The organism is Virgibacillus halodenitrificans JCM 12304, assembly GCF_001310895.1.
Classification (GTDB): Bacteria; Bacillota; Bacilli; order Bacillales; family Amphibacillaceae; genus Virgibacillus_Q; species Virgibacillus_Q halodenitrificans.
Genome location: NZ_BAZS01000005.1, coordinates 64,777 through 91,763, shown reverse-complemented (window position 1 = coordinate 91,763; position 26,987 = coordinate 64,777). Strand labels below are relative to the sequence as shown.

Sequence of the window (26,987 nt, the reverse complement as noted above, 5' to 3'; positions counted from 1 at the left end):
TACAAATCATTTTTGGACGGACTTTCGTTAACCTAATAACAATTAAACGAGTTTATACATTAAGACATCATCAACATATTCCGTGTCACTTATCTTGAACTCTCTAACTTTTCGCCCTTCTTCTATGAATCCCATCTTTTTATATAAAGCTATTGCTCTTTTATTTGTTGAAAAAACACCTAAAGAAACTTTTTCAATACATGGATTTACTTCCGCCCAATCCAATATACCGTTTATTAATAATTTCCCAATGCCCATATTCCTAAAGTTTTTTTCAATCATCATTCCAAAGGAACCGGTGTGAGATAACCTTATTCTGTTTTGTGACATAAACACGATCCACCCTACTACTTGCCCGGAATATTCAGCAACCAGCATCGTTTCTCTATCGTTATGTATCATATTTTCTATCCAATCACTTTGCTGATCTACTGTCTTATCAAATTCTTCTAATGAAGTTATCAAAAAAGTCTCTTCTGACACGACTTCACGCTCAATTTGTAAAATTCTTGGTGCATCTTTGGTATTTGCTGTTCGGATAACTATTTTTTCTTTTGGCAACATATTCATCCCCTAATAAAACGTTAATTAAGTGTTATATCAATTTAATGTTCCATCATTTCCCTACTAACACAAATACATTGTCGTCTGGAGCCTTCATTACTGCCACATGTCCACCTAAACTATTAGGAAATGGGGTGCGAATCCATTCAACTTCAGTATCAAATTTTAAAGCTTCATAGATAGCCTTAACATCTTCAACTACAATCTCCGTCTCAGCAAAGTTTAAATCCGGATTGTTTTTTAACACTAATTCAGAATTACCATCGGGAAATCGCATACCTACAAGTTGCCATTGTTTTTCATCATCTTGGTATGCTTCCCACGCTTTTGTTAACCCAAGTGATTGATAAAAATTAATTGATTTACGAATATCGTTTGTATAAACAGCAAGACATTCTATTTTTCTCCACATCTGTTAATACCTCGTTTTCTAATTCCGACCTTCATTCATATTTTGATTTAAGTTAATTTTAGCACAATTTATATTACAAAGATTTAATAAATCGGGTTTTTTTCGTTAAGGTGCCACAAGCTCTACTTTTATTCTATCAGGATCTTCAAAGTAAATAGCATAATAATCATCTCCGCCAGCAAATGGATGCTGGTCTTGATAAAGTATGGTGACTCCTCTATTGTTTAGCTTCTCGGTCATCTCATCTATGTGTTGTCTGGATTCAGCGTGAAACGCCACATGATTTAAACCTACCCGCTTTCTATGGTACGAAACATCAAGAAAGCCTTCCTCTGTTTGTACAAAAACAATATATGTATCTTCTATCTTCCAGCTTTGTCCATACTCCCATTTTTGATAGGAGCGGTACCCTAATTCTTCGAGTAGCCATCCCCAAAACTCAGCAGATTTCTTTAAATCAGAAACGTATATTTCTATATGGTGAAGTAACCCTTTTGACAAACAATTTCCCCCTTTCCCACTGCTCTTTATTTATGAAGTAAGACGGGTTGTCTCTCAGATTAACATCCTTTTTAAGATAGAAAGATTTTCTTCAAGAAAAGATGCATTTTTCTCCAAACCGCGCCGCTTACACCAGCCAATACTATTAAAAGCATCGGTAAATTGATAAAAGGGTAATACGACCTCTAAATCTAGTAATGGTCTTATGTTCTTATAGCCCTCTTGATATGACTGAAACAACTCATCATCAAAACTTAAATAATCACGATATATTTTGGTGAAATCAATTTCTGTTGAACCAAATCGCACGCTCTCAAAGTCTATGACCCCAGAGACTTTCTCTCCATCAATAATTATATTTGCCGGACGAAAATCCATGTGTATAAAACTTGGACCATCAGAAGGTGGGAGCTGTAGTTTCATGTTTTCAAACTTTTTCAAAGCCTGTGTGTATAAATTTTCATTTATCACTTTCTGTACATCTTCAGCGAAACTATAAAATTGGCGCTCCACAAAATTTGCCCAGTTCGGAAATTCATTTCGTATTCCACTTAACTGCGAAGATGGCTGAATTTGGTGCATGGAAGCATGAAGTTCTCCAACTTGAAAAGCTACTTTGGGTAAATCTTTATTTGTTAACGGCTTCCCCTTTAACTCAGAAAGTAAGAAAGCGCCTGGACACGTTTCATCCCCAGACCAGTAATCTAACATTTGCGGAATGGAAACTTTATCTTTTAATATCTGATATGCTTCCAATTCACGCTCATACTTCAATTTTGTGTAAGGAATCTTCAAAAAAATAATTTCACCGTTAAGTAAATTACATTTATACACTGTGGAACTACAGGAATCTTCTACCTCATTAACAGATAATACCCTAAGATTAAATTGTTGAATGACTCGAGTTAACACCTAACCTCCCCCTTCTTTCACGTGTCATAAAGCAAGGCGTGTGTAACGAAAGATTTGTACACACAATATTATTGGAGTCCAATTCACATTCAATAAATTTCCGCCCTAATAATATTTATTCTAATGCTTTTTATTCCCTTCACCTGCTATATTTATTGTTTTCACTTTAGGTGTATGAAACGCATGCCATTCATATTCAAGATCATATTTTTTATCTTCTTTTATTAAGCTCCACGTGTTTTTATCTTCTACTACTACCTTTTCACCATTAACAAATAAATAATAATCTTCCTTACACAGTATCTTTTTATCGTTCACATTCACATGCTCTTTTGTTGTACAATCTACCTTTTTTACTTCTACATCCTCAACAGCTTCTGTATGATGATAGAATAAAACCCATATGCGATTAATAGCAGAATTACTATTATTGAATTTGTAAGATATTTAACGATATGTTTAGAATTCACTGTCTTTCCTCCTACTAAAATATGAACGAGTCTGCTTTATATTTTAAAAAATCCCACTAACCATACATCCTCAACTATTACTCGTCCTTCTCATTATCAATAATTTTTTTCATAACCTGCTTCCAGGTTTCCTCGCTATCCGGCCCCATCGTTTCAAAGATGGCATTCATTTTGCCACGTTGAACATTGCTTAATTGCCTCTCAAGCTTTTGCCCTTTTTCTGTTAAACAAAGCTCTCGGACACGTCGATCATATTCCGCGGGTTCACTTGTTATATATCCCATCTCAATTAGCTGTCGCATTGGAGCGTGCAATGCTTGTTTGCTTACTTCTAATGTTTTCAAAAGCTCGTGCACACTTATGTTTGGGGTTCGAGCTACAAAAAATAAAATGCGATGATGCAGACGTTGGATTCCATGCTCTTCAAGAATGCGATCAGGTTCATTTGTAAATGTGCGGTAAGCGAAATAAAAAAGCATTAGTGTCTCATTTAATTGTTCTTCACGTTTTTTATCCATTTAGTTTGTACCTCCTGATAAAAGAATAACAAAATCTCAACATCTTTTGTATTAGCATCCCCTTTAGAGCGAGGGGTTATATATAAAATAACTCACTTAGGTCAATAAAGTTGACCTATATTCCATCTGGTGTTACCATTTTATTTAAGGTCAAGTTAGTTGACCTAATAACAGCGTTGAGTTTTTAGTTTTAATTAAGTTCCGTTGGTCTAATTTCTTTTAATTAAGGATGTCTCGCCAGCCATCGTATAGAAAAGTTATATATGTTAAATCTAAAAACAGAAAAATACTGATTTGAGGTGCGATTAATGAAACATGAATATACAGTTGGAAATTATCTATTGGATCGTTTATCTGAACTAGGAATTCGCCATATGTTTGGCGTTCCTGGTGATTATAATTTGGCTTTTTTAGACAATGTTATTGATTATGAAGGAATGGAATGGGTTGGAAATCGTAATGAGTTAAATGCCGCTTATGCTGCGGACGGCTATGCGCGTATTAACGGATTTGCTGCCTTAATCACGACTTTTGGTGTTGGTGAATTAAGTGCCATCAATGGAATTGCTGGGTCCTATGCTGAACATGTACCTGTCGTTAAAATTACTGGCGCGCCAACAACAAAGGTGATGGACAATGGTCTATATGTTCATCATACATTAGGCGATGGCAAATTTGATCATTTTTCCAGAATGTTTCAAGAGGTGACGGTAGCTCAAACCTTGTTAACCCAAGAAAACGCTGCACAAGAAATTGACCGTGTATTGCTTGCCAGTATGACAGAGAAGCGCCCTGTTCACATTACCTTGCCAATTGATGTATATGATAAACCCGCAAACAAACCGGAAAGTCCCTTACATGATGAAGTAGCGACAAGTAATCATGAAGCGCTCAGCCAAATGCTTTCTGAGCTAACTCCAATGATTGACAAGGCAAAGCAACCTGTTATTTTAGCAGGATACGAGGTAAACCGTTATGAAAACCGGGAAGAATTACTCGCGCTCGCTGACAAAACAGGAATCCCTGTCACTATTTTAAGTGGAGGAAAAGGCGCTTTTAACGAAGAACATCCACAGTTTATTGGTGTCTATAATGGCGAGCTAAGTGCTCCCTATTTACAAAAACGTGTAGATGAAGCGGACTGTATTATTCAAATTGGTGCTAAACCGACCGATTCAACGACAGGTGGCTTCTCTTATAACTTTTCTGATAAAGATCTGATTCAGATTACACCATTTTCTGTAATTACTACGAAACAAAAGTATGCACCAATTACAATGAAGGATGCGCTATTAGCACTTAGCGAAAGAGTTACACAAAAAAATTCAGAGGAACTTAATATACTTCCTCTTCAGTCACAGCTAAATCAAAATGCTTTTGAAGTAAAAGAAGAAAACATAAAACAAAATCGCTTCTTTGAGCGTCTATCTCATTTTATGAAAGAAAAAGATGTATTGTTGGCAGAACAAGGAACTTCTTACTATGGTGCCGCAACGATGGCCATACCGAAAAATACCATGTTTATTGGGCAGCCACTTTGGGGATCCATCGGTTTTACTTTTCCGGCATTATTAGGTTCACAGCTTGCCGATATGAACCGACGTAATATTCTTCTAATTGGAGACGGTTCGTTCCAATTAACAGCACAAGAGCTTTCAACCATGCTCGATCAGAAAATCAAACCAATTATTTTCTTAATTAATAATGACGGCTACACCGTTGAACGTGCCATTCACGGCGAAAACCAAGCTATAATGATATTCCGATGTGGGATTACAAAAAGCTGCCTGAAGTATTCAGCCCTGAAGGAAAAAGCCTGACATACAAAGTGCAGACGGAAACGGAACTGGAAGAAGCATTAAAAGCAGCGGAAAATAATCATGATTGTCTAACGTTTATTGAAGTTGTCATGCATCGTGATGACAAACCTGAATTACTAGCACAGCTTTCAAAACGATTCGCAAAACAGAACGGTTAGTGTTGGCGGAGAAGCTTCTTTTTTAAGGGCTTCTCTTTTTTCTTAACCGAAATCTCCTTTAAGGATTACTAATTACTTCATTTTTAATTAGCCAAAAGCCTTCTGTATTTTTCAAACTATATGATTTGCAATGGTCACTGAAGGGAAAATGGAAGATGAACTCATTCAATAAAAATAGGAAAAGCGGAAAGAACCAGAAGGGAGTAATAACCGTATGAATAAGCATATTGTATTTTTCGATGCTGAATGCCCTCTATGTCGTACAGTGAAAGCTGTACTGAAAAGATTGGATTGGAATAACGCCATTTTCTGGTACCCTGTTCAGGAAGTAAGTGATTCGATTAAAGAAAGAGTCAATAACTATAAAAATATGTATGACGAAATTTATATGTATACAAAAGATAAACGGGTGCTAACAGGATTTAATACTGTGCGCAAAATTCTTTCTTTACTGCTCGCTACAATGCCTTTGGCTTTTTTGCTCTATCTTCCTTTTGTGAAAAATATAGGGGATCCTGTTTACCGTTTTATTTCCACTCGCCGTTATGAATGGTTTGGCAGAGTGCCATATAATAAAGAGTGACTACTGGATCAGGGGGATTGTAATGCAGATCCCCCTGAGCGCTTAAAATTCAAAGTACTGGATAAATGATCTATGTTATTACATCCTAAAAGAAATAGTCTACATAAATAAACAAGATCGCAAGTAATCCGGCCAACGCATAAGTTACTGAAACGATGAAGGGAATATTAGGAGAAAACTTAAAATTTTTGTCACTTTTATCATTTGCTGGATTTCCCATGGCCAGGTCTGTATACTTCGTAGTAAAACCTCCTGAAGAAGAAAAAAACATGATAATGAGAGAAATTACTATACCGACAAACAACATAACATCTATAAAATGAGTGTCAGTCAGATCGTTTAAGATAATATTAATAATTATCAAAAACAAAACTGTAATTACGCCACTAATGAAATTCTTCAACATATGCTACCACCTTTATTTATTAGTTATTATTTCAGTACTAATCCAACATCTTTATATTAAATAAATGTGCCTCCCTCTTTTTATATAGATGTACGATTATAAAAAGGAAATGTTTCAAATTATTTCCATAATTGAAAATTTATTTTTAAAAAAGCATAAAAAGACCGAAGATATGCTAATATCTCCGGTCAGCAATGAATCGCTCCTCTTCAGGAGGGTCCAGCGCGAGCAAGGAATAGACCTCACTAGGCTGCTAAATGAAGGGAGGTCTATTTTTTATAGTCTATAATTCATTATATATTCTATATTTTATCACTTACCTAATAAGTTTAAAGAATAATTTTAATTCTCATGCGGTAACTACTTAAAGTAGTAATAATATGGAGGGTTCCTATCTGGAGTAATTGATGTGAGTGTTTTGTCTAACAAAAAAAAGGTTGGATTGGGGTATACTTTTATACTAATCTTTTTTTTCAATCATAGAAGGATACAATTCTAGGCTTCCTAAATCAATAACAAAATTATATTGTTTTAAAACATCTAATCCGAGTAAGGCGCTATGATCCTTAGGCAATGTTCCAACATCTATTTGGAAGTCTTTCATAATGTATGAGTCTATCCGTATTTCGTCCATTTTTTTAGTATAAAATGGAACACTGCCGCCAATCTCATATGCTTCATAAATCGTGTCTCCATTTTCATATGTCACACCAATTGTTTCTAAAACGTCTGGGGAAATAACGGTATGAGAGGAACCTGTATCCACTACAACATCATCTATTCGCAGAGTTTTCCCACGAAATATAAGAGTTAAAGAAGTCGTTATAAGCTGTCCCTCATAAAATAGATTCAATACCTTCTTCTCACTTTCATAAAAGGATCTTTACGTATGTGAATTACAAAATCTGTATTCCCAGTATGGTAAACCATCGTCCCTTCCTCCGCATTAAAAAAAGCTTTATTCGCTTCTTCGTCTTTGATTGCTCGTATTGGGGCTACCTCATCAACTATTTTTTTGTTACCTTCATAATGATAATTTAAAATGGAAACTAAAAGTAACTGATTAGGAAATAACTCCCGGGCTTCTTCCCATTTCATCTTATATCCCTCCTTACCTTCATTATAAATCAAAATAAAATATCGGACTATTTAACTGATTACGTAAAGACAACTTTTAATTAAACAATATTCGCAACTAACCGCGAAACTTGAATTATTTAAATTAACATAACCCAGTATTATTCGTATATCCGCAATACAACATCTTTACGTGGAAATCAATCTTTCTTAACTCATTGATATACACATCTAATTCATAAGGTACATATTGTTGCATAATATGAAATCCATTTTTCTCGATATCAATTATTCCATACCTTGCATACGGTTCATTAAAACAACCCAAAGAACCACTATTGTAAAATGTCCTGTCATTCCATTCAAAGTGATGCTCTTTGTGGTCATGTCCAAAGCAGATTAAAGAAAAATGACTGAGTCCAGAGACATTTGAGAAATTTTTTGGTGAAGGAGTGCCAACCAAATCAAAAGGATCTTTGCTTATATGCGCCTTATACATTGATGGATTCATAGGATAGTGAATTAGATGGAAGTTTTGACCATAAAAAGTTGGAGTTAATATTCGTGATAAGCTTTCTAATGCAGTTATATGATGGATTTTTAGTTTTTCTGAAATCCATTCGTGGTGTGGAGTAACATTAATTCTGCTTTTTGGATAAGGTTCATTCTTTAAAACTGCTAATACTGATTCATCGTGATTTCCAGTAATCATTTGGATATTTTCTAACTCAAATAAGGCATCCAAAACCTCCGTTGTAAAAGGTCCAATCCCAATCATATCACCGAGACAGTAAATGAAGTCCACCGATTTTTCTTTAGCGTTTTTTAATACAGCATTTAGCGCGTATATATTTCCATGAATATCGGATAAAATTGCAATTCTGTAAATTTATGGCCACTCCTTTCTCTATATCTTTTTGCATTTTAAATAATACAACTGAAACACTTATTTTCTGGAAAAGCTTCCTATTACGAGAAAATGTGAAGACGTCTATTTACTAAACTTACTATCTATAAAATTCATAATGGTATTTTTATACTCTGACTGGTTTTCAATGTAGGGATGGTGAGCACTTGCTAGCATGACTTCAGTAGAATTTTTAAATCCAAACAATTTATGGTGCGAAGGCCCAACCGCATCATCATATGCGCCTGCTATGACTAGCGTAGGGCTGGAAATCTGGTTTGTTAATGTAGTAAAATCCTGAAAAAACTCCTCTGATGAAAAAATAAATCCTTGAAAATCAGGATCACTATTTAAACCTATCTCGTCAATTATGTCTATTGCTCTCTTATTTGCTACATCAACGTATTGAAAATTAAAATACTGATTAATCTCCATTAATTTTCCAACAACTGAAAAGTAATCCTCTATAAATGTACTTATACTTTTTGCTGATAATTCCTTTATTTCTGTTCTCAATATTTCAGATCCTTTTTTCATTTGGTGAGCAAAGGAATCGTACATATTAAGTGTTACATTAGATAGGATTAATCCTTTCGTTTGCTCGGGGTATTGGTTTGCATAATTTACTGCAAGTATCCCGCCAAATGAGTGTGCCATGACTATCCACTCATTTATTCCCAAAAAACTCTCAACTCCTCAATATCATTTACTAATTTATTTAAAGAATAATCCTTGCGGAGGCTATGTCCTGAACGGCCGCAACCCCTTTGGTCTAAGTAAATCATATTAAGCTTCTTTTCCAAGAGTACTTTAGAATAGTGATGAAATGATTTGCTCCAATACCCTGGCCCCCCATGAAGGAAAATGCAAGGAATTCCTTTTCCTCCTATATCAAAATATAAGTCTAGTCCGTCATTTGTTTTAAATTTCATATTCTTATTCTCCTATTTTGAAAACTGTTATGAAAAGTATAATCACTTGCCAGAAAACTATCACCATTTTTCTCTTGCAGATAGACTCCTTTCAAAGAGCTCTCAATAGAGTAACCATCAAACAATAAACTGCGTAAACCAAGCAATATATTTTGCCCCAGGGATAAAGAACAGTTGAGCCAACAATGTGCCTAACAATCTTGAGGTAACCATCATCAAGGAAATATTTTTTAGAGTTTGATAGCTTCCTCTCTGATTAACAACATCATCAGCAACTACAGAGACTTTCGGGTCAACGAAAATAACCAACAAGATTGTTGCCATCCCATTTATTAAACCTGAAGCCATGATAGCCGTGGATGCTCGCTCAGGTGCTAATAAAGCAGCATATAGTGCTGACAGTACGCCAATTGTGTATATTGCTGTTATTATCATATTTATTAGGAATAATCTTATTGGAATATCCTTTATCTTCGTATCTCTTAGATATGAAAATTTAGGTAAGCTAAAATGGGTCACTCCACGCCTAATATACTGTAGAGAAAAAATCCTTTTAAATAAGGATGGAACAGAACCCTTCTCTTCTGATAAATGTATGATTGCCCTTGAAAACAAGGCTATAAAGGTGGGGAGCAATAGTAATCCAAATATAGTTCCAATCGTTGAAGCTCCTATAAGAAAACGAAATTGCGTCGCTACAAATTCCTGTGCATTACTAGTTGGCGCAGTATCTATTAAGCTACCAGTAAAAGGTTGCTGCATCATATTTGCCAATCTCGAAACCATTACCATTATATTAAAAAGGGATAATGCCGAAGCAATCATTTTTACTCTTGCACCCGATAATCTTACTGCATAGGCAAGCGTTTCTATAGAATGAATAATAAAGATAAATAAGGCTATGTATATTAATTTCTCTGTAATAACTTCCACTATAGTACCTTCTTTTGTTTATTTTTGATCAACTATAAGAATAAAATGCTGTTAATACGAAAGAATCGCAGATATATACTTGTGGCAGCGAGAATGAAAGGATTATTTTTTTATTTCTTTTGTATCTTTCCAACCATAAACAAGCTCATATAACCACTTACCTGAAATCTCTATCCTTTTCCTATCTATTTTCTTTGCTCCAAGATGCTCATAAAATAGCCTTGATTTATTTTCTTCCAATACGGATACGGTCATTGAATAAATATTTTTATCTTTTAATTTATCAACGACAGAGTTAAGCAATAATTTTCCTATACCTTTTCCTTGGTGTTCCTTAAGGATATAAATTGCATATAACTCACCCGTATAATCAGGATATTTACCCGTTCTTTCTTCACCGGCATTGGAGAAGCCAATTATTTCACCCTTATGTTCCGCAACAAATACATCCTGTCCAGAAAGAATATCCTTCCACTTTATCGCTCTGTTTTCATAAGTCATCTGTTCTAAATACTCATTTGGTACAATATTTTTATATGTAGTTTTCCAACTATCCACCTGTACTTTCGCAACACCTAAAGCGTCGTTTAAATTAGCTTTTCTAATCTCCATACCACACCTCAGTTTAAAAGTATTAAAACGAAATAGGACAATTTTTTTATCTCACCAATGTACTTGAAGCTTATTACCGTTTGGATCATAAAAGTGGAAATAGGCATGGCCGTTATCTTCTTCAATATCTTCTACCGTAACTTGATTATCAATTAATTGTTGATGAAATTCAGTTAATTTTGAGCTAGTAAAACCAATGCTAAAAGCTTGTTCATTATCAATTGTAAAATGTGCAAAAGTTTCATCATCAGTAGGAACCAAGATAAGTAAAAAAGGACCTTCATTTACTTTAATAATCGCCAAAGGGTCATCTGTAATGCTTAATAACTGAAGGCCTAGTACATCTCTATACCATTGTGCAGACTGCTCTAAATTTCTTACAGGAATGCGAATATAATGTACTTGTTCGATAAATGGTTTACTCATAATTTTTTCTCCTCTATATCAGATGGTAGATCAAATACAGCCTATGTACCTTTTAAAAAATAAGCGAAATTACTGTTATAATTTTTTTGAATAGAGTAAATTTAATCCGTTCAGTTTTCCTTTCAGATAAACCCTTATTTGCCGTTTTGCCTCATTTATTACTAACAATAATTTTAGTGGCGACCATTTTGTTATTCGGGTTATTATTCCACTTACCCTTCACCAGAATTTCTACTTTCTGATCAACTTTAAGTTTTGAGAATTTATTAATAATCCCTACAATTTTCGTTTGATTATCAACAAACACTTCAAAGGCTGGATATGATGCTTCGGAATCCACATTATCTGTCCCAACAGTAACACTGGATTCATTAATTTCTAGAATAACACCTTGATAATCAGTGGAACCTTCATTAATTACATTATTAGGATTGTTAGTCTTGTCATTAGATGGATTAAGATTTGAATTATTATTATCACAACCTATCAATGAAACACTTACTAATAAAATATGAACCAAAATAATGATTCCATTCATTGGTTGCACCCCTCAGATTTAAATCTGCCTAAAATCAAATTTCCTAGTTAGAAAATTTATTCAACCTTTACAATAATTGTATCGAAAAGTTCTTCTTCGATATATACGAGGAGTTTCCATGTTCCTGTTGATGGAAAGCGTAAACGCGAGGGCATATTTACACTTTCAGGACTTACCTCAGCACTCTCGAAAAAGGTACCCGAATAGACATCAATACTATCTTCTTCTCCTTTTTTTATAGCTTTTATTTTTACAGGTTTATCATAGATATTCTCTGATCCAAAATAAAACCACATATATTTCTGGCTATCTTTTGCCATAATTGGAAATGGTCCTGTAATTCCCATTCCGTCTTTATTTCCCCTAATCTCATAAGAACCTTTTTCTCCGCTTTCATATTCAACAAAATGAATAAATTCAGGAGATAGTTCCCAGTTCTTTTCTATTATCGTCTCATCATTCCTACTCGAAATTTTTTGTACTTCACTTTCTTCCTTTGAAACTTCTAATTCGTTGCCTGACTCGTTATTCGAATTAGAAGAACAAGCGACCAGTAAACCTACCATTATTATTAGGGATAAAACTACGAGATGCTTCTTCACATAGAACACTCCCATTAATTTTATAGGTGCAATTAATGCATCCTCTGAGCAGATTCTTATTTGGAACATAACCTAGACAACTGCATTCACTATTTTAGTAAAGTAACTTCTAAGTTGGATTATAGTCTTTTTCGGGTCCATCTCGAACTCAACAATTAGACCCAATTCCCGCACATTACCAAGCAACTAAAAAGCTCTGATACATAAAAAGACAGCGATGACATACCTTTCATTAATAATACACATGATTTTTATTAACTTTACAATTAGTTATATAAATCTCTTTAAATATTCTCCAAAAATTTTTTTCATAACTTTAGGGGTGTTTTCTAAATAGATATTAATTTGTTCCATGTTCGATTCATATTTATCGGAACTGCTTTCATCCGTCGAGAAATCGGAGATCCCTTTTATAATAATGCATTCAACATCATTCTTCTTACATATGTAAGCAATTGCTCCAGCTTCCGTATCTGCAATTGTTATTTCGTTTTCTTTCAGTTCCAAATAGTCCTTCCACATTACTACTGCTTTATCAGCGGTACCAATTACTCCAGTATGAAAATCACTACCGTATTTTGATAGATCAATATCGACTGTGAAGGATTGTTTGATTAAAGGCTCAACTTCTTTTACTGTGCAATCATATTGAACGGCTTTATAAGGCACAAAAATATCTAGATTATTATAGCTATCATCTATACCTGCACATGTACCAGCAACGATCACTTTAGATAAGTTGAATTTTGAAATCATTGATTGCCACCAACACCATTTACTTTTCTTACACCAGTGCTGTAAAAAATAAGTTCAATGTCACTAATTGTTCTTAAGAAATACTCACCGTAGGGATAACTTAAGCGTTCATTATCCTTTATGCCAAAGTACTCTAACGTCGCTTCATACTCCCATTTCGTCGCAATACTTATCCCAATCATCCGCTTCTCACCCTAAATATGTATTTTGTCATATGCATTTTTTTATTACGGTTACAACCCTATTCTCAGGTACATTATCAAGCTCTTTAACAATTCACAGCTACTTGCAAATTCACGACAACAGATTTTGCAAGAAATTTTTTTGAGGGAAAAAAACTTTTTTCCGTTTTATCTAAGATGCAATAAGCCATAAGGCATGGCATGCTGAATAATATTAATATTGGAATAATTTTATTTCTGAAACCGCCCGCTATTCATTCCAAGTAATTATTTAAATTTCGTTTTTCCATCCTGCTGCATTATAAATAGCTTATACTTTAAAACTGGACATTGCTTGTATGTGTTCAATTCACTTAATAAGCTGATTTTAAAACAATGTCAACTTAATAATACGTTGTTCCAAACCTCGTCATCGATGTCATTATCCCAAAAATCTAAGCTACTCTCACTAGCTTTTGTTAAATCTTCAGACATCCTTTTATCTCTTTTAGCCTTTAAATACTCTGCAAAATCCAAAATTTTACCCACTTCTTGTTCAGGTATTTCATCAATAATTTTAAGTAAACGTTCCTTAGCTGTATCCATATAATGATCACCTTTTCCCTGAATACTTTAATTTATTATAACATTTCACGTATCACCATATACGTAGTATCAAAAGCTGCTAATCTTCGTTTATATCTTTACAGCGTCAACTATCAAGGATGGAAATATAATCTGCTGCCCTTGATTTCTTGAGTCATACTTTTTTGATCTGAAATCACTCCTTCTTTCACAACCAAATATTGGTACAAATATTTTTGCTAAAAACTATTCATTTATTTCATATATTAATATGTCAAATAATTCATTATCCGTATAAAGTAGCATAGCCCATTTTCCTGGCTCTGGTATTTTTACTGAAGTTGGTGTATGTGCATCTGCACCATTGTTTGCTCCACCAAGAGATACGGACCATCCATTTGTTAGTATTTGATGAACGGTTCCTGTTTCTTTATGAAAACCAACAACTGTTAGATCTGTGTTTACAGGATTTTCAATTCCCCAAAGATGCCACATCCACTTTTGGCCATTTAAGCTGGGCATATCTACACCAATCACACCAGATTTATTTTCATTTCCAATAATATTTCTATCCCCGAATTCAACTGCTTCCTTTTCCCAATCAATTTTGTCAAAATCAGCTCTCGTTACAAATTCAGGAGCATCTTTTGGGAGAGTAATCTCTTTTTGAACTGCTTCATCTGATGTGCAAGCAGCCACAACAAAAAGCATACTGAATAAAATTAATATTAGAACAATTTTCTTCATAAAATCACCTCAGTAATTTCATTGAATTTTAATATCTTTTTAATTCTTAGTCTTCCAAGCGGAAGGTGGAGGAAACATGCCAATTAAAAATAAGTACACTTTTGAAGAGCAGTGTGTTAAATTCATATAACCATGTTTATAATTTTAGCTAACCACTCAGGGTTCTCATCAATATTTAATTTATAACAAAGAGAATGATGTACTTTTTTAAATTCATGAGCTATACATTTCATGACATTTAAAATCTCTACTGGATCCCGTCGACAATCCCAACTTTTGAGAAGCGACTGCTGCCATTCTTCTAAATTACTTCTTTCACCTTCATATCTGGCCCAATCACCAAACGTATTTGGTTGAACTCCGATTTCCATATACCATCCAGCGATAATTGATAACCTTAAATTATCTATACATTTCATAGCATAAAAATACTCTTTTCTCATAACTCTTCTATATGCCTCATGAAAATGCGCAAAAAATTTCGTTCTCCATAACTCTAATCCGTCTAGGGATAGCTCATAAGTAAGTAACATTGAGTTGTCTAAAATCTTAGCCATCATTTTATCCGTATCTTTTATAATTTTAATATTTTGCAACCATAAAGAGGGGTGGATATCACTAGGGATATAATAAAAAGTATCAACTTTAATAAAGCAATCATAATGAGCAACAGTGTAAACTGATAAGGGGTTTACTTCTTCAAAATAAAGGACGTTCCCCCATTCTTGAGCTCGATTCCTTTTATTAACAACGTATTCCTTTATTTTTTCAGGCTTTACAACTACTCTTAGATCAATATCAGAATATTCATCTGTATTTTCATTTCCGATGGAACCACCATAGAAGAGAGCCATTACATTGTCGTCATTTAATAGATCTGTCTCTATTGAACTTAATATCTTTTTGCGATAATTTGGTAACTCTGAATCTCTTGCCTGATGATTACTTACAAATCCCACACATTCAAAATCACTCTCCCTTTATAATAATAAATATTAATTATCGATATTCATCGTGATTAGGTGTAAATAAGTTGTCATCTGCATTTCTGACCACAGAAAAATTATCAACATTATAGTGTCCATGAAGTACTTCATTGTGGTGGGCGATAATCTGCTCAGCAGTTAAGGATTGTGAAGCTGTTGTGGAATGGCCATCTCCTACTAAAGTCACGTCGAGTCCATTTACCGTTGCCGTTCTTACTGCAGTATCAATGCAATGCTCTGTCTTGCAACCCATAACAACAAGGTGTTCGACCATGTTATCACGCAAAAACTCTAATAGTGTCGTTCCATAAAACGAATTTGTTGCTTGTTTATCAAATATCTTCGCTTCTTTGGGTATATCAATTTCGGAATGAATTTCAAATCCTTTCCCTCGGCCTTCCGCGACATCTTTATCTCTTATAAAAACAACTAAGCTACACGAGATTACTGCTTTATTTACCACTTTATTAATATTATCCAACAAATTATCTTTATTGCATACACTCTTTTCGTTCGCATTACCATCAATAAGTTCTTGCTGTGCATCAATAATTAGCAAAGCTTGTTTCAATAAAATTCTCCCCTTATAATTTGGTATAATTTTCACGCCTCTGATACAGTGTTCAATGACCTACTCATATTGCTTCTTTAACTCTTCTAAAAATTAATCCAATTTTTAATTAAGTAATTTATCATTGTGATTTTTGTTTTTTATAAAAACGATTACGCTGCACAAAAATCAAGTTTCATAATATTCATTAAACACAATCACTTCCAAATTTCATCTAATTTATCAGAATAGAACTTAATAGCCTTTTTATAACTAATAATTTCATCATCAGAAGTTGTATCTACCAAGCATTTGAGCAACAGCTCCATTGCTTTACTATGCTCCTTCAAGTTGTATAAGGTCATCGCATAGAACGTTTGAATAGCTTTATTATTTGGAAAGGCTTCAATTCCTTTTTGAAGGGTTTCTTTTGACTTTTCGTATTCTCCTAATGTTCTATATGTACTGCCTAATCCTAACAGCGCTCCCTCCAGTTCATTTAAAGCCAACCCTAATCTGATCGATTTTTCGTAAAAAGGAACTGCCTTAGACTCTTCTCCTAATAAATCAAAGCTCCAAGCACAATGATAATTAATCGATGCATTGTCGGGAAAGTCCAGCACCAATCTCATTAGCAGCTCGTTCGACTCTTTATGATTGCCACTTTTTCGTTTGGCAATAGCCCGCTCTAATTCTTTTTCCATCGTTATCACCCCCAAACCTAACTTTTCCGTGCAGTTCTCACAATATTGCTTAGTTGCTCAAAAACTATGTCTTGTGCTGAATCCTCAAAAAAATTGGAAAGGTCTTTTTCTCCCGATTTCCCATGACCACGTAAATCTGGAAGAATCACTTTATATTTTTCTTTAAAATATTCTCGTTGATATTCGAAATCTGTCATACCCGTTTGCAACCCAGTATGGAGGAATACGATGGGCTCCCCATCCCCAAAAACTTCAGTATGTAAAATCAATTAAACACCTACTTTTCAGTTTTTTGTCTAGATAATCAAAAAATAGCTGTGAGCACTACTGAAGATATTCCTTTATAAATAATTTATATTCTTTCTTAAATCGTTCTGCTTCTTCCAGAAAAGGATAATGATTGCTTTTCTCAAAAATAACTAATTTTGAATTAGCAATCCCATCATGCATTTCAATTGAGTATTTAACCGGACACTGGACATCATATCTTCCACAAATTATTAAAGTAGGACATGATATTAATTCCAACTTTTTCGTTACATCATATACCTGCACCTCTCTATTAAAGAAATCCATACGAATTGCAGATATTCCCTTAATAATGTCTCGTGAGAAAAGTGCATCATAGTTTTCAGGTTCATATAACGATAACTTTGTCCTCTCAGTTTTTAATGCATTTCTTTTGTCTAATGTTAGATCTGAACATTTTAAGGTTTCGTTCAGTTCTTGCATTCTGAAAAACTTAGGATGATTAGAATTATAAATGCAATCTTTTGAGAAGGTCATATACTCTCTTGCCGCTGCTCCTACAATGAGGTTAAAACTTAACCTATTTGAAAAATATATTCCGTAAATCATCCCTAACATTCCACCAGTCGAATGGCCTGCAAATCCCCATTCATCTAATTCAAGTTCTTCACGGATAGCTTCTAAATCAAATATGGTTTCCAGCATGCTTAATTGATAAGGCTCTTTTGCTTCCTCTGAATTACCTGTTTCTCTTAAATTAACTAAAAATACTCTATTCGCATTTGTGAGTGATTCTGCAAAATAGTCACCTGTTTGGTTAAAAACAGAGTAATGATGAGCAACACATACTGGTCTTCCTTCACCTTTTATAAATATTTCAAAAACACCACGAGTTGTATTAAGTAACTTTCTTTCCCAAATACCCACTGACATTTTCCTTTCTTGCTTAACTAGCTGACCAGTTTTTACAAGGTTGGTCTCATTTTCTTGTGCTTTGTTGCGTTCGACTGCCATGTATTTTTATAATCTTTTTTCAAGAATTATCTTCGGTTCGCCTTCATTATCCGTATATGTTCCGATCACATCAAACCCACTTTTTATAACCAAAACGAGCATACCACGCCATTTATTTTTAGTTTTTGTTTGAACGATTTCATAACCTTTCTCTATTAAATACAGATGTTGTTGATCCATTAGTTTGGAAGCTACACCTTTGTTTCTATGACTTTCATCAACCCCACCAAGCCAACTATAGAAAAGGTTCGGTTCTAACTCGTAACCAATTTTGTAACCAATAATTTCTTCATCCTCCAAAGCTAAATTAAAGACTACTTTTGACTTATTTTCAGCTTTGCTAATCAGTGTGGCAGCGTCCTTAAATATGCTATCGTGTAAATTCAAAACTTTATTTAGTAACTCTGCATTAGGAAACCCATCAATATTAAGCAGTTTCAAAGAAAGCTCTCCTCCTTTCCTATAAAAATAAGCTTACCCGGTGTCAGAAGGCTACATAAGCTTATTCAGAAAAGCTGAAAGTATGGAAGTTAAATTAAAGCGCTCTCAAAAATTTGCCATGCACACGCAATTTTTAACCCCAGTCTTGTTTGCAAATCACTTTTTCGTGTTATAATAAACATAGAGAGAAGAAAAAAAGCATAAGCTAAGAAAGACCGAAGATACGCTAATATCTCCGGTCAGCAATGAATCGCTCCCCTTCAAGAGGGGTCAGCGCGAGCAAGGAATAGACCTCACTAGCCTGGTAAACTAAGGGAGGTCTATTTTTTATGGTCTATAATCGTTATAACGAGTGTTGCAAAAGCGATCATTAGAACCAAAGTCTCAAAAACAGACAAGGGCAACACCTCCTTCCGTTATAGCGTATCGTATGACACTACAACCGATAGGAATGCGCCGACCTCCCTTAAAGAAAATGCGATTATTGCTTATTTCCATTATATCACTAGCCTTAGAAGTTTAAAGAATAATTTCAATTTTCCTTACAACCTATTTGACTAATAAAAGCTTGTTTTCTCAGGGCTTATTTTAAGAAAGTATATTAAACTAAATTGCCCGGTTGGGAATACTTTTTCTCTTGGAGAGTCTGAACGGAGTAAGATATTCAATGAGCATACCACGTCATTTATTTTAGTCTATGTTTTTTAATGTGAATTTGAGTTTATCTTATTTCTATAAGCAATATAACCGCAAATAATATAAAAAATAAAGATGGTAATTCCAATCGGTATTTCATTTATTATTTGTCCTGTATCTCGTGTTCCCATATAAATTATATGAATTGCAGGCAACAAACCAAATGAACTTCCCCAAAAGTAATTCTTACTCAAAATAAAACCACTAATTACAAACAAGCCTAACCATATAATAGCTATACGCAAATCAACTAACTCACCACTAATTACTAATACTCCATAGAAAAACCCAAAAATTATAGCCGGTAGATAAAATATAATTTTCCTCAGATTTGAAGGCATTTTTTCATCTCCCTATTTTTCTTAAGTCTAACTTGCTTAATAACTTAGACTGATTCTATTGTTAAAAAAAATTACTTTACTCCTGACTCAATCAACAATTGAGGCGGCGCCGTGGTGAGTTTTGCGTTTGTTCCTAATGGTACCCCATAATTAGGTTGGCAATGTCCGATGTGAAATCCCCTCACAACAGGATAAGACGCACAAGCGAAGAAATCTTCCAGTACGAGTTCAATCTTCTTACTTTCTTCTGCATCCGCTTGTAGTTCACCTATGACCACACCTTTGACTTCATCGAGCACCCCAGCCTGTTTGAGATGAGTAAGCATCGCATTAATCAGAAAGGAAGGCGCTGCAACTTCTTCAATTAGTAGAATAGCCCCTTTTGTATTTATTTGAAAAGGAGTGCCTAGCCCCTTGGTAAGCAGCTCTAAATTCCCTCCAACCAATCGCCCTTCTCCAGTGCCATGAGCTATGGGGATAAGAGGAGATTTATAAGAATTATAGGTCATGGGCTCTCCAGTGAAAAGAGACGAAAATGAAGATTCTGTCTCGGCTGATCTTACTTCGTCATTCAAATCAGTTGCCACCATTGGCCCGTGAAAGGTAACTAAGTCACTATATTTTTGAATTGCGTTAAGCAGATATGTAATGTCACTGTATCCCCAGAATATCTTAGGATTTCTATTTATCCTTGCATAGTCAATCATAGGAGCAATTCTTGCTGTTCCAAATCCTCCAGTAGCACAAAAGATACCGTGGATAGTAGGATCAAAAAAGGCTTCATGCAAGTCTGCAAGCCTCTTTTCGTCGTCTACGGCAAGCCTATCCTCCACATCCAACACATGTCGGCCGATGATGACCTTAAGTCACATATTTTCCAATACAACTATACCCTGTTTGAGTTTCTCTTCGTCTGCTGGCCCAGCAGGAGCAATAACTGCTACCCGATCGTCCTCCTGTAAGGCACGCGGTTTAATCATAAGCTTTCTTCACCTTTCTATCTTTTCCAGTCTTCAACGTAATTTTTCCAAAAAAGCGCTTGTTAGACTAAATAGTAGATTTCTCTAAATATCTTTTATCATCATTACATTAGTAGTTTGATAACCAAGTTTTTCGTATAAGCCCCTCGCTATCCTGTTATGACCAAATACATGAAGTCCTATTTTCTTCAAACCTAATTCTTTACCTACCATCTCAATTTGTTTCATTGCTTCTTTACCATATCCAAGCCCCTGATATTTTTCAAAAACTCTAACGTCACGAATAAATCCATTTTCATTGCTCTTTTTCTCAAGCCAAACTATACCAATTGGTTGATTATAGAGGTAGTTTTTTTCAGTGTCTTTACCTTTTGGTAACAGTTTTTCATATTCAGTTTTTGCTTTAATAATTGACTCTTCTTCATTCCAATTTCCTGCAATTACTTTTTCTTTAGCATAATTTTCAGTAGCTAAATTAAAATATTCTTGAAACTCACTTGAATTCATTAATCTTAAAGTAACCATTAACTTCCCCCCCTCCTTTCTATGAAGAAACAAGCATTACCAGCAGCTGAATATTAAAGAAGTATTTAACAAAGTAAGGTTTTCATTCGAATTTCTTCTTAAAAATAGGGTCTTTAAAATATGCCATTTTCTTAGAAAACTTGGATGATAACTAATAGACGGACTAATTCACCTTGCCTGAGTCATGTACCAGTTGTAAGCATCTTTGTCCAACGTATCCAAAGAATAGTTATTGATTTCTTCAATTCTGCAATATGGTCTACTATAGTTACCGTAGCCACATATACAGTTATTTCTAATTACAACTTTTGTTAGTAAATACACCATGCCTTCTTCACTGTATAAGGCATAGGTTACCGATTCTGATGTATGCTTCTTAATAAGCATTATTTCCTGGAATGGTATTTCATAACTTTTATATTCAAATATTTGATATGGATCTTTAGAATTTTTTACTTTAATAAAATATTTCATATATACCCCCATTAACATTTTCGTCTATTAATGCAATCCATAAAAATTCCTTGCATCCAATAAAGAGTGCATCTTTATTCATTTTCAGGTAACTAAAGATAAAATTACATTATTCAAACAACCGGATTATTAGTATGTATGCTATGCTCTGCGTTTTCAGCTAATGTATTTCTTATTATCTTTCAATCTTTCATTAATTTTCACCAGATGCTTTCTAGTTGTTTGTGTCTTTAGTCCATCCCATTAAATACTCTTGTTTATTCGTTGGCTCATCTGTTAATTCTTTTTTTATAATAAATTCATTCTTTTCGTAAAAACGTACTGCTGAGAAATTTTCTTTGTAGACTTTTAACTGAATTTCATTTCTTTGTCTCTTTACAAATTTCAATAACTCTTTTCCAGCACCATTATTTTGATATGCAACATCAATAAATAGTGCTGCCAAATAATCCTCTACCATTGAAACAAAACCTATTATTTTTGTTTGCTCAGTTATGACATATGTTTCTGACATTGGAATATATTTATCCTTCATCTCTTTAATTTGAGATTCCCAATAAGCAGAATCAATAAAATCGTGTGCCTGTAATGAACCTTTGTACCAGATGTCCACCAATGTATCAATATCGGTATCCTTATATTCTCTTATCATAATGTTCCTCTTTCCGTTTAACCCGTAATCCCAGAGATTTCAGTACTTCCGGTGGCAGTATACGGATATTAACCAACTATAGTTTTATAGATCCGTGAGATATTTCCCCACAGAAGGTAACCTAGATTTATCTTGTCATTCTACTCAACAACTTTAAAGTCATTGCTGCTTCCATATTAAATTTCTTCTGTTCCAGTTCTCCTTCAGACGATAAAGAAAAGTCCGTATGCCCTTTTACTTTGTAATAGCCAGGAGGAAAACCATCATTCTTTAAAAAATCATCCGTAAATTGCTCGTAATCCTGTGTCTCATTTTCTGGGTTGTAACCAATATTTTTTGTATATTGTTTTTGATAAGGGCTCCCTAATCTATAAAGTGTTGTAGTTAATCCGATATCTTTTACAGCATAACCTATTTCGTATCCTCTTGTTTCTTCTCGTATATTAAAAAAGATAGCAGAGGAAGCATGGTTAATATTAACTTCTTTTTTATCGCCTTTATATACAATTTCGCCGTACAATATAACCTCTTCCCCTTTTTTATACTGGTCCTTTTTGCTCACCAACCGGAAGAGAAAGTCATCTTGAACGGTTTCATCCTTTGTCTTTTTCACTTCAATTTTTTCTAATTCTTTACTATCAATCTTATCTGAGGTACTACAGCCTGCAATAGGTAAGACAAGCATTAGTACAAGCATTATAAAATATTTCCTTATTTTTAATTCCTCCCTGCACAGCAATGTCCCTTGGAATAATAATTGAAGAACTAGTAACTTTTCGTCAATTGCGTACGATTGTTAATAATATGTCCTAAGCTTAAAACCATTTATTCCGTTCTCGACAGCTTTATTAAAATTTGCCAATTAGTTTTTCCGTATAATCGTCTGTTAGTAGTATAAGCCAGCATAGTTAATACAGCGAAAAATTATCTAACCACTTCTCGTCCCACTGAAAATATACTTCCTTATTTTCGTCTGGCAAGAATAGCGATTTTGGGTACGGCAAGGCTAGTTCAGGCATGTCTTCTAAACTAAAATAACGCAATTCAGTAGTTTCTCTATCTATTGGGTTTTGAAGACCGCTTTTTATTTCACACTCAAAAACATAGGTATTATATTCTACTAGATGACCGTTAGGATATTCATATCGAAAATCCTTGCCTCCAAATACTCCTAATAATTTCTTAGGAACAACAATCAGACCTGTCTCTCCCCAAACTTCACGAGCAATGGCTTCTGCTGGTACCTCTCCAACTTCTATCCCTCCAGCTGGAAGACTCCACTTCTCCCCGGTTCCTTTGTTCTGAAATAAAATTTCTCCTTTAACATTTCGAACAACTCCTGCAACACTAGGCATAAGTAATAATTCATTTCCTACCTTTTCTCGAAGGTTTTTATAATAATCAGACATACCCATCTAAAAAGTACTCCCTACTTTATTTCTATATTAAATTCTCTTTTACCTATTGATTTATCTTTACTTCTTATGACTATCTTCTCAAATGTACCTACTCACACTCTGTTATTGAACTTCTATGGCAAAAGCATAGAAAGCATCACCGTGAGATAAATTTTCATTTTCTTCATCCAGCCACCTAACACTATACACATAAAAATAAGTACCTTTTTTATCAGGCGCTTTAAACTGATTATGCTTTAATTTAATTTCCTTCTCACCAACATTTTTCATCTGTGAAAGATAAATTTCATTAGGTTTTGGTGTGTACTCCATGTTCAATTTGATTTGCTCACCAGCTTGTACTTGTACAGGGGCTTTATCATTCAATAGCTCTACTGGTCCAACGGTATCCACACAGTTCCCATTCCAACAATATGTACCTAGTCTGGTATCATATTCTTTATTATCAATCTTTATAGAGACCACAGGTGGCTTGCTCCCAGATAATCCATTATTGCAGCTACTAAATATAAAAACTGACAATAAGATAACAACGACAACAGTAATTCCCCTCATTTATAAGCCCCCTTGCAATGCACAATATGGCTCTTTACCCTTTTTTAAATATTGACTAAAATTCTTATTACGGATTATCGTCCTTTTATGAAAGTTTGGAAATATATATTGAGAAGTATCTTCTAAAGCCTAATTATCTATCTGTGGAGATAATGTAAATCTAAGCTATTTACATAATTCTTCAATGAAAGGATCTATGTAGCTACGATATTCTTTAGTTAATCCCTCAGGTAAATTCTTAATACCAAAGTACTGCACGTCGTATGATTCAGTTGGATCATATTCAATCTTAACTTTTATATTTCTTGTTACATAAACAGCAGTTACAGAATATAATTCATCACCATTAGAAACCTTAAAGTAGTAGTCTTCACCAGAAAATACTCCTAACAATTTAAGCTCGTCAATCTCAAGGTTTGTCTCTTCTTTTACTTCTCTTCTCGCAGTATCTTCTAAGCTTTCTCCTAATTCCATTAATCCTCCTGGCAATCCCCATCCCCCATCAGTTCTATGCTGTAATAATAACTCATTGTTTTCGTTTAAAATAAGAACCACCGAACCAGTTAATATTAAAGGTCTGTGACCAACCAGTTTTCTTATCTCACCTACATAATCCACTTAAAAATCCCCCCTTTAGCATATAACCAACCTGATGAACATTGCTTTTAATAATGAAGTACTCGTTCGCTTAACAAGATTTTTTATAAAAAACAAGCGTCGTATTATCATTTATAATTCTGCGTACTCCTGTTTGGCTATATCCCATTTTTTCATAAAGGTAACAATTTCGAGCTTCTTCTAATATTGTAGATAATTCCCAACTGGTGGCTTCAGGGAACATTTTTTCCATTAAAATCATTGCCTTCTGAGCTATTCCCTTACCTTGATAAGAAGGTAAAATAAACATTGGGCTAATCCAAAACCGTACATTCTCTTCCCAAAAGATGCACATAGCACCAACAATTTCACTGCCAACTAATATCTTGTAAAAACCTCCATTAGGTCTATTTATTCTCTCTACTACTCTATCAATAGTTTCTTTTGCAGGATTTACATCATAATCATTGTACTTCTCTAACAAGGGTGTAAATGCCTTTACTTGTATATCAAAAATAGCTTCTGCATCATTTTCTGTTCCTTTAACAAGACTAACTTTCATACATTCACCTACCAAGTTATTTTAGACTTTTTACAGCGTCACCTAAAAGATGATTATATGTGACAATCCAGTTCAATTGCGCACTGCCCTTATTCAAAAACTGCGACCGATTCCGAAAGTGCTCTTTAATTGAAGTATTTCTTAACACTGTTTGTTGTGCTGTTAAGAATTTCTATTTTATTTTTATGTATGCCATATTTATTAAAAAAATTAACCTTTCCTACTTCCTCAAAATGACGATTCCATCTAAACATTTTAAAGAATATATGTACTGTTGGTTGGTAATTTGACTTCTCCAATCGAGGTTTTTGTTTAAAGAATCTCTTAATAATCCGGTATATTCTAATAGAGTATTTTGTATCCAAAAAGATAATCAAATCAGCACTTTGAAAACAATTGCTAACCCAATCCTCTTGATGAACTCCTTCTAGGATCCAACTGTCGGATTGTAATATATTATTTAAATACCTTTCTCTCTCTTGTTCAGTCCTTCTTATATCTCCAGAACTATGCCTTTTCCAAACTACATTATCTAATTCATAATATGGGATATCGAATTTAAAAGATAATTCCTTTGCTAAAGTTGTTTTACCACTTCCAACAGAACCAATTATATGGATTCTTTTAGGAGTTGTCTTTTTCAATAAAAACACCTAATCCTTCATGATTTTCTTTATCAAATTATATAATTTTCAGTCGATTATTACGCTATTACTTCATTCCATCCCACTTTGGCTAAAAGCTACTAACTATTTCACTGCTTTCCAAATTGTCCACCTGTCTTTTTCAATTAAATCTTGATCTGTTGATATTGATTTATCAATATGAGCTATTAACGATTTCAGTTCTTCATCGTCTAACTCATGCAAAATGCTTCTTCCTGTTCGTTCACTCAAATCTTTAAATAACTGCTCTTTATTTTCATACACTTTTCTTACTTCCCAAAACTTTTCTTCTTTGATATGTTTAAATCCTGCTGCCTTAAGTGTGTTAATTACAAATTGACTATGAAATCTACGTTTAGTCTCCTTTTCAATTAGTTGTGGGAAAAGTTCAAAGAAATACCCTCTGATATGGTTCTCATCACCTTCTAGTAAACAATCTTCAGGAGTACGATCTTGAATAATATAAATCCCATCATTTTGTAAAATCCTATATGCTTCTTCAAAACACGGTTGTAAATCTTTAATATGATGTATTAATGCTCTCTCAAGAACTAAATCATAACTATTATCATCCAATCCTGTTTCTAGAGCGTTTCCATACCGGAGTGAAATGTTTTCGTATCCCTCACAATATTCTTTAGCCCCTTCAAGCATCGCCTCAGAAAAATCAACACCAGTAACAGAGGTTACACCGACGTCCGCCATTGCCTTCGAATAAATTCCTCCACCACATCCAATATCTGCAGCCTTTGAGATATCGTTAATGGATATAAGTTTGCTTATTGTTTCAATCCATGATTTGTTAGCTTCCCGTGTGGTATAAGTTAGACGATTCTGTTGGTTATGAAAGTCCATCCTCATGTCGCATCCACCCTCTCGAAATTTCCCATTTTTCTGTCTACTTAAATTATACCTGGAAGTAACTATAATTAGAAATACTATTTTCCAATATAAATAG

Annotated in this window: 38 protein-coding genes and 4 pseudogenes; 2 read left to right on the top strand and 40 right to left on the bottom strand. The window is 34.1% G+C overall.

Features of this window, described 5'->3' with window-relative positions:
- Positions 1 to 42: 42 nt before the first annotated feature.
- From JCM12304_RS04665 to JCM12304_RS04640, 6 genes are all read right to left on the bottom strand, one after another.
- Positions 43 to 564 carry a GNAT family N-acetyltransferase gene (locus JCM12304_RS04665; RefSeq protein ID WP_019376650.1) on the bottom strand — a complete coding sequence of 174 codons (522 nt, stop codon included), beginning with the start codon at positions 562 to 564 and terminating at the stop codon, positions 43 to 45.
- 52 nt (positions 565 to 616) lie between these two features.
- Complete coding sequence (locus tag JCM12304_RS04660; protein WP_019376649.1) at positions 617 to 976, bottom strand: VOC family protein; 360 nt, start codon at positions 974 to 976, stop codon at positions 617 to 619.
- 105 nt (positions 977 to 1,081) lie between these two features.
- Entirely contained in the window at positions 1,082 to 1,477 is a 396-nt protein-coding gene (locus JCM12304_RS04655) for a VOC family protein (RefSeq protein ID WP_060678739.1), read from the bottom strand.
- Positions 1,478 to 1,531: 54 nt separating this feature from the next.
- Positions 1,532 to 2,389: an aminoglycoside phosphotransferase family protein gene (locus JCM12304_RS04650; RefSeq protein ID WP_060678737.1), complete on the bottom strand. Its 858-nt coding sequence runs from the start codon at positions 2,387 to 2,389 to the stop codon at positions 1,532 to 1,534.
- A 120-nt stretch (positions 2,390 to 2,509) separates the two neighbouring features.
- Positions 2,510 to 2,707, bottom strand: coding sequence for a hypothetical protein (locus tag JCM12304_RS04645; protein WP_060678735.1), 198 nt, complete (start codon positions 2,705 to 2,707; stop codon positions 2,510 to 2,512).
- A 229-nt stretch (positions 2,708 to 2,936) separates the two neighbouring features.
- Complete coding sequence (locus JCM12304_RS04640) at positions 2,937 to 3,377, bottom strand: MarR family winged helix-turn-helix transcriptional regulator (protein ID WP_019376645.1); 441 nt, start codon at positions 3,375 to 3,377, stop codon at positions 2,937 to 2,939.
- 308 nt (positions 3,378 to 3,685) lie between these two features.
- Between JCM12304_RS04640 and JCM12304_RS04635 the strand changes: the two are divergent.
- Both JCM12304_RS04635 and JCM12304_RS04630 read left to right on the top strand, forming a co-directional pair.
- Positions 3,686 to 5,355 (top strand): annotated as a pseudogene (locus JCM12304_RS04635) (alpha-keto acid decarboxylase family protein).
- Positions 5,356 to 5,569: 214 nt separating this feature from the next.
- On the top strand, positions 5,570 to 5,938 hold the full coding sequence (locus tag JCM12304_RS04630; RefSeq protein ID WP_060678733.1) for a thiol-disulfide oxidoreductase DCC family protein: 369 nt from the start codon (positions 5,570 to 5,572) through the stop codon (positions 5,936 to 5,938).
- An 85-nt stretch (positions 5,939 to 6,023) separates the two neighbouring features.
- On the opposite strand, the gene JCM12304_RS04625 is transcribed toward JCM12304_RS04630, so the two are convergent.
- The 34 genes and pseudogenes from JCM12304_RS04625 to JCM12304_RS04475 all read right to left on the bottom strand — a co-directional run bounded on the left by JCM12304_RS04625 (position 6,024) and on the right by JCM12304_RS04475 (position 26,890).
- Positions 6,024 to 6,344 (bottom strand): hypothetical protein, encoded by a 321-nt coding sequence (locus JCM12304_RS04625; RefSeq protein WP_060678731.1) that lies wholly within the window; start codon positions 6,342 to 6,344, stop codon positions 6,024 to 6,026.
- Between the two features lie 460 nt (positions 6,345 to 6,804).
- On the bottom strand, positions 6,805 to 7,197 hold the full coding sequence (locus JCM12304_RS04620) for a retropepsin-like aspartic protease (RefSeq protein WP_019376641.1): 393 nt from the start codon (positions 7,195 to 7,197) through the stop codon (positions 6,805 to 6,807).
- Entirely contained in the window at positions 7,194 to 7,442 is a 249-nt protein-coding gene (locus tag JCM12304_RS04615) for a hypothetical protein (RefSeq protein WP_060678729.1), read from the bottom strand. The genes JCM12304_RS04620 and JCM12304_RS04615 overlap by 4 nt, the downstream gene beginning before the upstream one ends.
- A 124-nt stretch (positions 7,443 to 7,566) precedes the next feature.
- On the bottom strand, positions 7,567 to 8,295 hold the full coding sequence (locus JCM12304_RS04610) for a metallophosphoesterase family protein (RefSeq protein WP_256200766.1): 729 nt from the start codon (positions 8,293 to 8,295) through the stop codon (positions 7,567 to 7,569).
- 117 nt (positions 8,296 to 8,412) lie between these two features.
- Entirely contained in the window at positions 8,413 to 9,009 is a 597-nt protein-coding gene (locus JCM12304_RS04605) for an alpha/beta fold hydrolase (RefSeq protein ID WP_082387979.1), read from the bottom strand.
- Positions 9,000 to 9,260, bottom strand: coding sequence for an alpha/beta fold hydrolase (locus tag JCM12304_RS18965; RefSeq protein WP_082387978.1), 261 nt, complete (start codon positions 9,258 to 9,260; stop codon positions 9,000 to 9,002). Before JCM12304_RS18965 ends, JCM12304_RS04605 begins: the two co-directional genes overlap by 10 nt.
- A gap of 117 nt (positions 9,261 to 9,377) precedes the next feature.
- The gene (locus JCM12304_RS04600) at positions 9,378 to 10,193 is read right to left on the bottom strand and encodes a lipid II flippase Amj family protein (RefSeq protein ID WP_060678726.1); all 816 of its coding nucleotides are present in this window, start codon (positions 10,191 to 10,193) and stop codon (positions 9,378 to 9,380) included.
- A gap of 102 nt (positions 10,194 to 10,295) precedes the next feature.
- Positions 10,296 to 10,805, bottom strand: a complete 510-nt coding sequence (locus JCM12304_RS04595) for a GNAT family N-acetyltransferase (protein ID WP_060678724.1) — start codon at positions 10,803 to 10,805, stop codon at positions 10,296 to 10,298.
- A gap of 51 nt (positions 10,806 to 10,856) precedes the next feature.
- Positions 10,857 to 11,231 (bottom strand): VOC family protein, encoded by a 375-nt coding sequence (locus JCM12304_RS04590; protein WP_060678722.1) that lies wholly within the window; start codon positions 11,229 to 11,231, stop codon positions 10,857 to 10,859.
- Positions 11,232 to 11,382: 151 nt separating this feature from the next.
- The gene (locus tag JCM12304_RS04585) at positions 11,383 to 11,769 is read right to left on the bottom strand and encodes a hypothetical protein (RefSeq protein WP_060678721.1); all 387 of its coding nucleotides are present in this window, start codon (positions 11,767 to 11,769) and stop codon (positions 11,383 to 11,385) included.
- 56 nt (positions 11,770 to 11,825) lie between these two features.
- On the bottom strand, positions 11,826 to 12,371 hold the full coding sequence (locus JCM12304_RS04580) for a DUF4871 domain-containing protein (RefSeq protein WP_060678720.1): 546 nt from the start codon (positions 12,369 to 12,371) through the stop codon (positions 11,826 to 11,828).
- Between the two features lie 270 nt (positions 12,372 to 12,641).
- Positions 12,642 to 13,309, bottom strand: a pseudogene (locus tag JCM12304_RS04575) (5'-methylthioadenosine/S-adenosylhomocysteine nucleosidase family protein).
- 378 nt (positions 13,310 to 13,687) lie between these two features.
- Positions 13,688 to 13,894, bottom strand: a complete 207-nt coding sequence (locus tag JCM12304_RS04570; protein ID WP_060678719.1) for a DUF2281 domain-containing protein — start codon at positions 13,892 to 13,894, stop codon at positions 13,688 to 13,690.
- A 90-nt stretch (positions 13,895 to 13,984) separates the two neighbouring features.
- Positions 13,985 to 14,068: pseudogene (locus JCM12304_RS18960) on the bottom strand (class I SAM-dependent methyltransferase); the annotation flags it as partial.
- 51 nt (positions 14,069 to 14,119) lie between these two features.
- Entirely contained in the window at positions 14,120 to 14,620 is a 501-nt protein-coding gene (locus JCM12304_RS04565) for a DUF4871 domain-containing protein (protein ID WP_060678718.1), read from the bottom strand.
- Between the two features lie 122 nt (positions 14,621 to 14,742).
- On the bottom strand, positions 14,743 to 15,579 hold the full coding sequence (locus JCM12304_RS04560) for a hypothetical protein (protein ID WP_019376629.1): 837 nt from the start codon (positions 15,577 to 15,579) through the stop codon (positions 14,743 to 14,745).
- A gap of 40 nt (positions 15,580 to 15,619) precedes the next feature.
- Positions 15,620 to 16,177 (bottom strand): isochorismatase family protein, encoded by a 558-nt coding sequence (locus JCM12304_RS04555; protein WP_060678717.1) that lies wholly within the window; start codon positions 16,175 to 16,177, stop codon positions 15,620 to 15,622.
- Between the two features lie 197 nt (positions 16,178 to 16,374).
- Entirely contained in the window at positions 16,375 to 16,860 is a 486-nt protein-coding gene (locus JCM12304_RS04550; protein WP_060678716.1) for a tetratricopeptide repeat protein, read from the bottom strand.
- Positions 16,861 to 16,925: 65 nt separating this feature from the next.
- Positions 16,926 to 17,129: pseudogene (locus JCM12304_RS04545) on the bottom strand (alpha/beta fold hydrolase); the annotation flags it as partial.
- Positions 17,130 to 17,184: 55 nt separating this feature from the next.
- Complete coding sequence (locus JCM12304_RS04540; protein ID WP_082387983.1) at positions 17,185 to 18,042, bottom strand: alpha/beta fold hydrolase; 858 nt, start codon at positions 18,040 to 18,042, stop codon at positions 17,185 to 17,187.
- An 87-nt stretch (positions 18,043 to 18,129) separates the two neighbouring features.
- Positions 18,130 to 18,564, bottom strand: coding sequence for a GNAT family N-acetyltransferase (locus JCM12304_RS04535; protein ID WP_060678714.1), 435 nt, complete (start codon positions 18,562 to 18,564; stop codon positions 18,130 to 18,132).
- A 320-nt stretch (positions 18,565 to 18,884) separates the two neighbouring features.
- A complete protein-coding gene (locus JCM12304_RS20285; protein ID WP_367946489.1) occupies positions 18,885 to 18,971 on the bottom strand; it encodes a putative holin-like toxin in 87 nt (28 codons plus the stop codon).
- A 297-nt stretch (positions 18,972 to 19,268) separates the two neighbouring features.
- Positions 19,269 to 19,601 carry a hypothetical protein gene (locus tag JCM12304_RS04530; RefSeq protein WP_172675253.1) on the bottom strand — a complete coding sequence of 111 codons (333 nt, stop codon included), beginning with the start codon at positions 19,599 to 19,601 and terminating at the stop codon, positions 19,269 to 19,271.
- A 71-nt stretch (positions 19,602 to 19,672) separates the two neighbouring features.
- Positions 19,673 to 20,455 carry a S66 peptidase family protein gene (locus JCM12304_RS04525; RefSeq protein WP_256200765.1) on the bottom strand — a complete coding sequence of 261 codons (783 nt, stop codon included), beginning with the start codon at positions 20,453 to 20,455 and terminating at the stop codon, positions 19,673 to 19,675.
- Between the two features lie 210 nt (positions 20,456 to 20,665).
- On the bottom strand, positions 20,666 to 21,106 hold the full coding sequence (locus JCM12304_RS04520) for a GNAT family N-acetyltransferase (protein ID WP_060678713.1): 441 nt from the start codon (positions 21,104 to 21,106) through the stop codon (positions 20,666 to 20,668).
- Between the two features lie 168 nt (positions 21,107 to 21,274).
- Positions 21,275 to 21,598 (bottom strand): hypothetical protein, encoded by a 324-nt coding sequence (locus JCM12304_RS04515; RefSeq protein WP_172675252.1) that lies wholly within the window; start codon positions 21,596 to 21,598, stop codon positions 21,275 to 21,277.
- A gap of 196 nt (positions 21,599 to 21,794) precedes the next feature.
- Positions 21,795 to 22,232: an N-acetyltransferase gene (locus JCM12304_RS04510; RefSeq protein WP_060678712.1), complete on the bottom strand. Its 438-nt coding sequence runs from the start codon at positions 22,230 to 22,232 to the stop codon at positions 21,795 to 21,797.
- A gap of 127 nt (positions 22,233 to 22,359) precedes the next feature.
- Positions 22,360 to 22,929 carry a hypothetical protein gene (locus tag JCM12304_RS04505; RefSeq protein ID WP_060678711.1) on the bottom strand — a complete coding sequence of 190 codons (570 nt, stop codon included), beginning with the start codon at positions 22,927 to 22,929 and terminating at the stop codon, positions 22,360 to 22,362.
- A gap of 211 nt (positions 22,930 to 23,140) precedes the next feature.
- Complete coding sequence (locus tag JCM12304_RS04500) at positions 23,141 to 23,647, bottom strand: NUDIX hydrolase (protein ID WP_060678710.1); 507 nt, start codon at positions 23,645 to 23,647, stop codon at positions 23,141 to 23,143.
- 105 nt (positions 23,648 to 23,752) lie between these two features.
- Complete coding sequence (locus JCM12304_RS04495) at positions 23,753 to 24,205, bottom strand: hypothetical protein (protein WP_256200761.1); 453 nt, start codon at positions 24,203 to 24,205, stop codon at positions 23,753 to 23,755.
- 165 nt (positions 24,206 to 24,370) lie between these two features.
- A complete protein-coding gene (locus JCM12304_RS04490) occupies positions 24,371 to 24,823 on the bottom strand; it encodes an NUDIX hydrolase (protein ID WP_060678709.1) in 453 nt (150 codons plus the stop codon).
- A 70-nt stretch (positions 24,824 to 24,893) separates the two neighbouring features.
- Complete coding sequence (locus tag JCM12304_RS04485) at positions 24,894 to 25,364, bottom strand: GNAT family N-acetyltransferase (RefSeq protein ID WP_060678708.1); 471 nt, start codon at positions 25,362 to 25,364, stop codon at positions 24,894 to 24,896.
- 125 nt (positions 25,365 to 25,489) lie between these two features.
- Complete coding sequence (locus JCM12304_RS04480) at positions 25,490 to 26,008, bottom strand: P-loop NTPase family protein (RefSeq protein WP_060678707.1); 519 nt, start codon at positions 26,006 to 26,008, stop codon at positions 25,490 to 25,492.
- A gap of 105 nt (positions 26,009 to 26,113) precedes the next feature.
- Positions 26,114 to 26,890, bottom strand: coding sequence for a class I SAM-dependent methyltransferase (locus JCM12304_RS04475; protein WP_060678706.1), 777 nt, complete (start codon positions 26,888 to 26,890; stop codon positions 26,114 to 26,116).
- Positions 26,891 to 26,987: the final 97 nt, after the last annotated feature.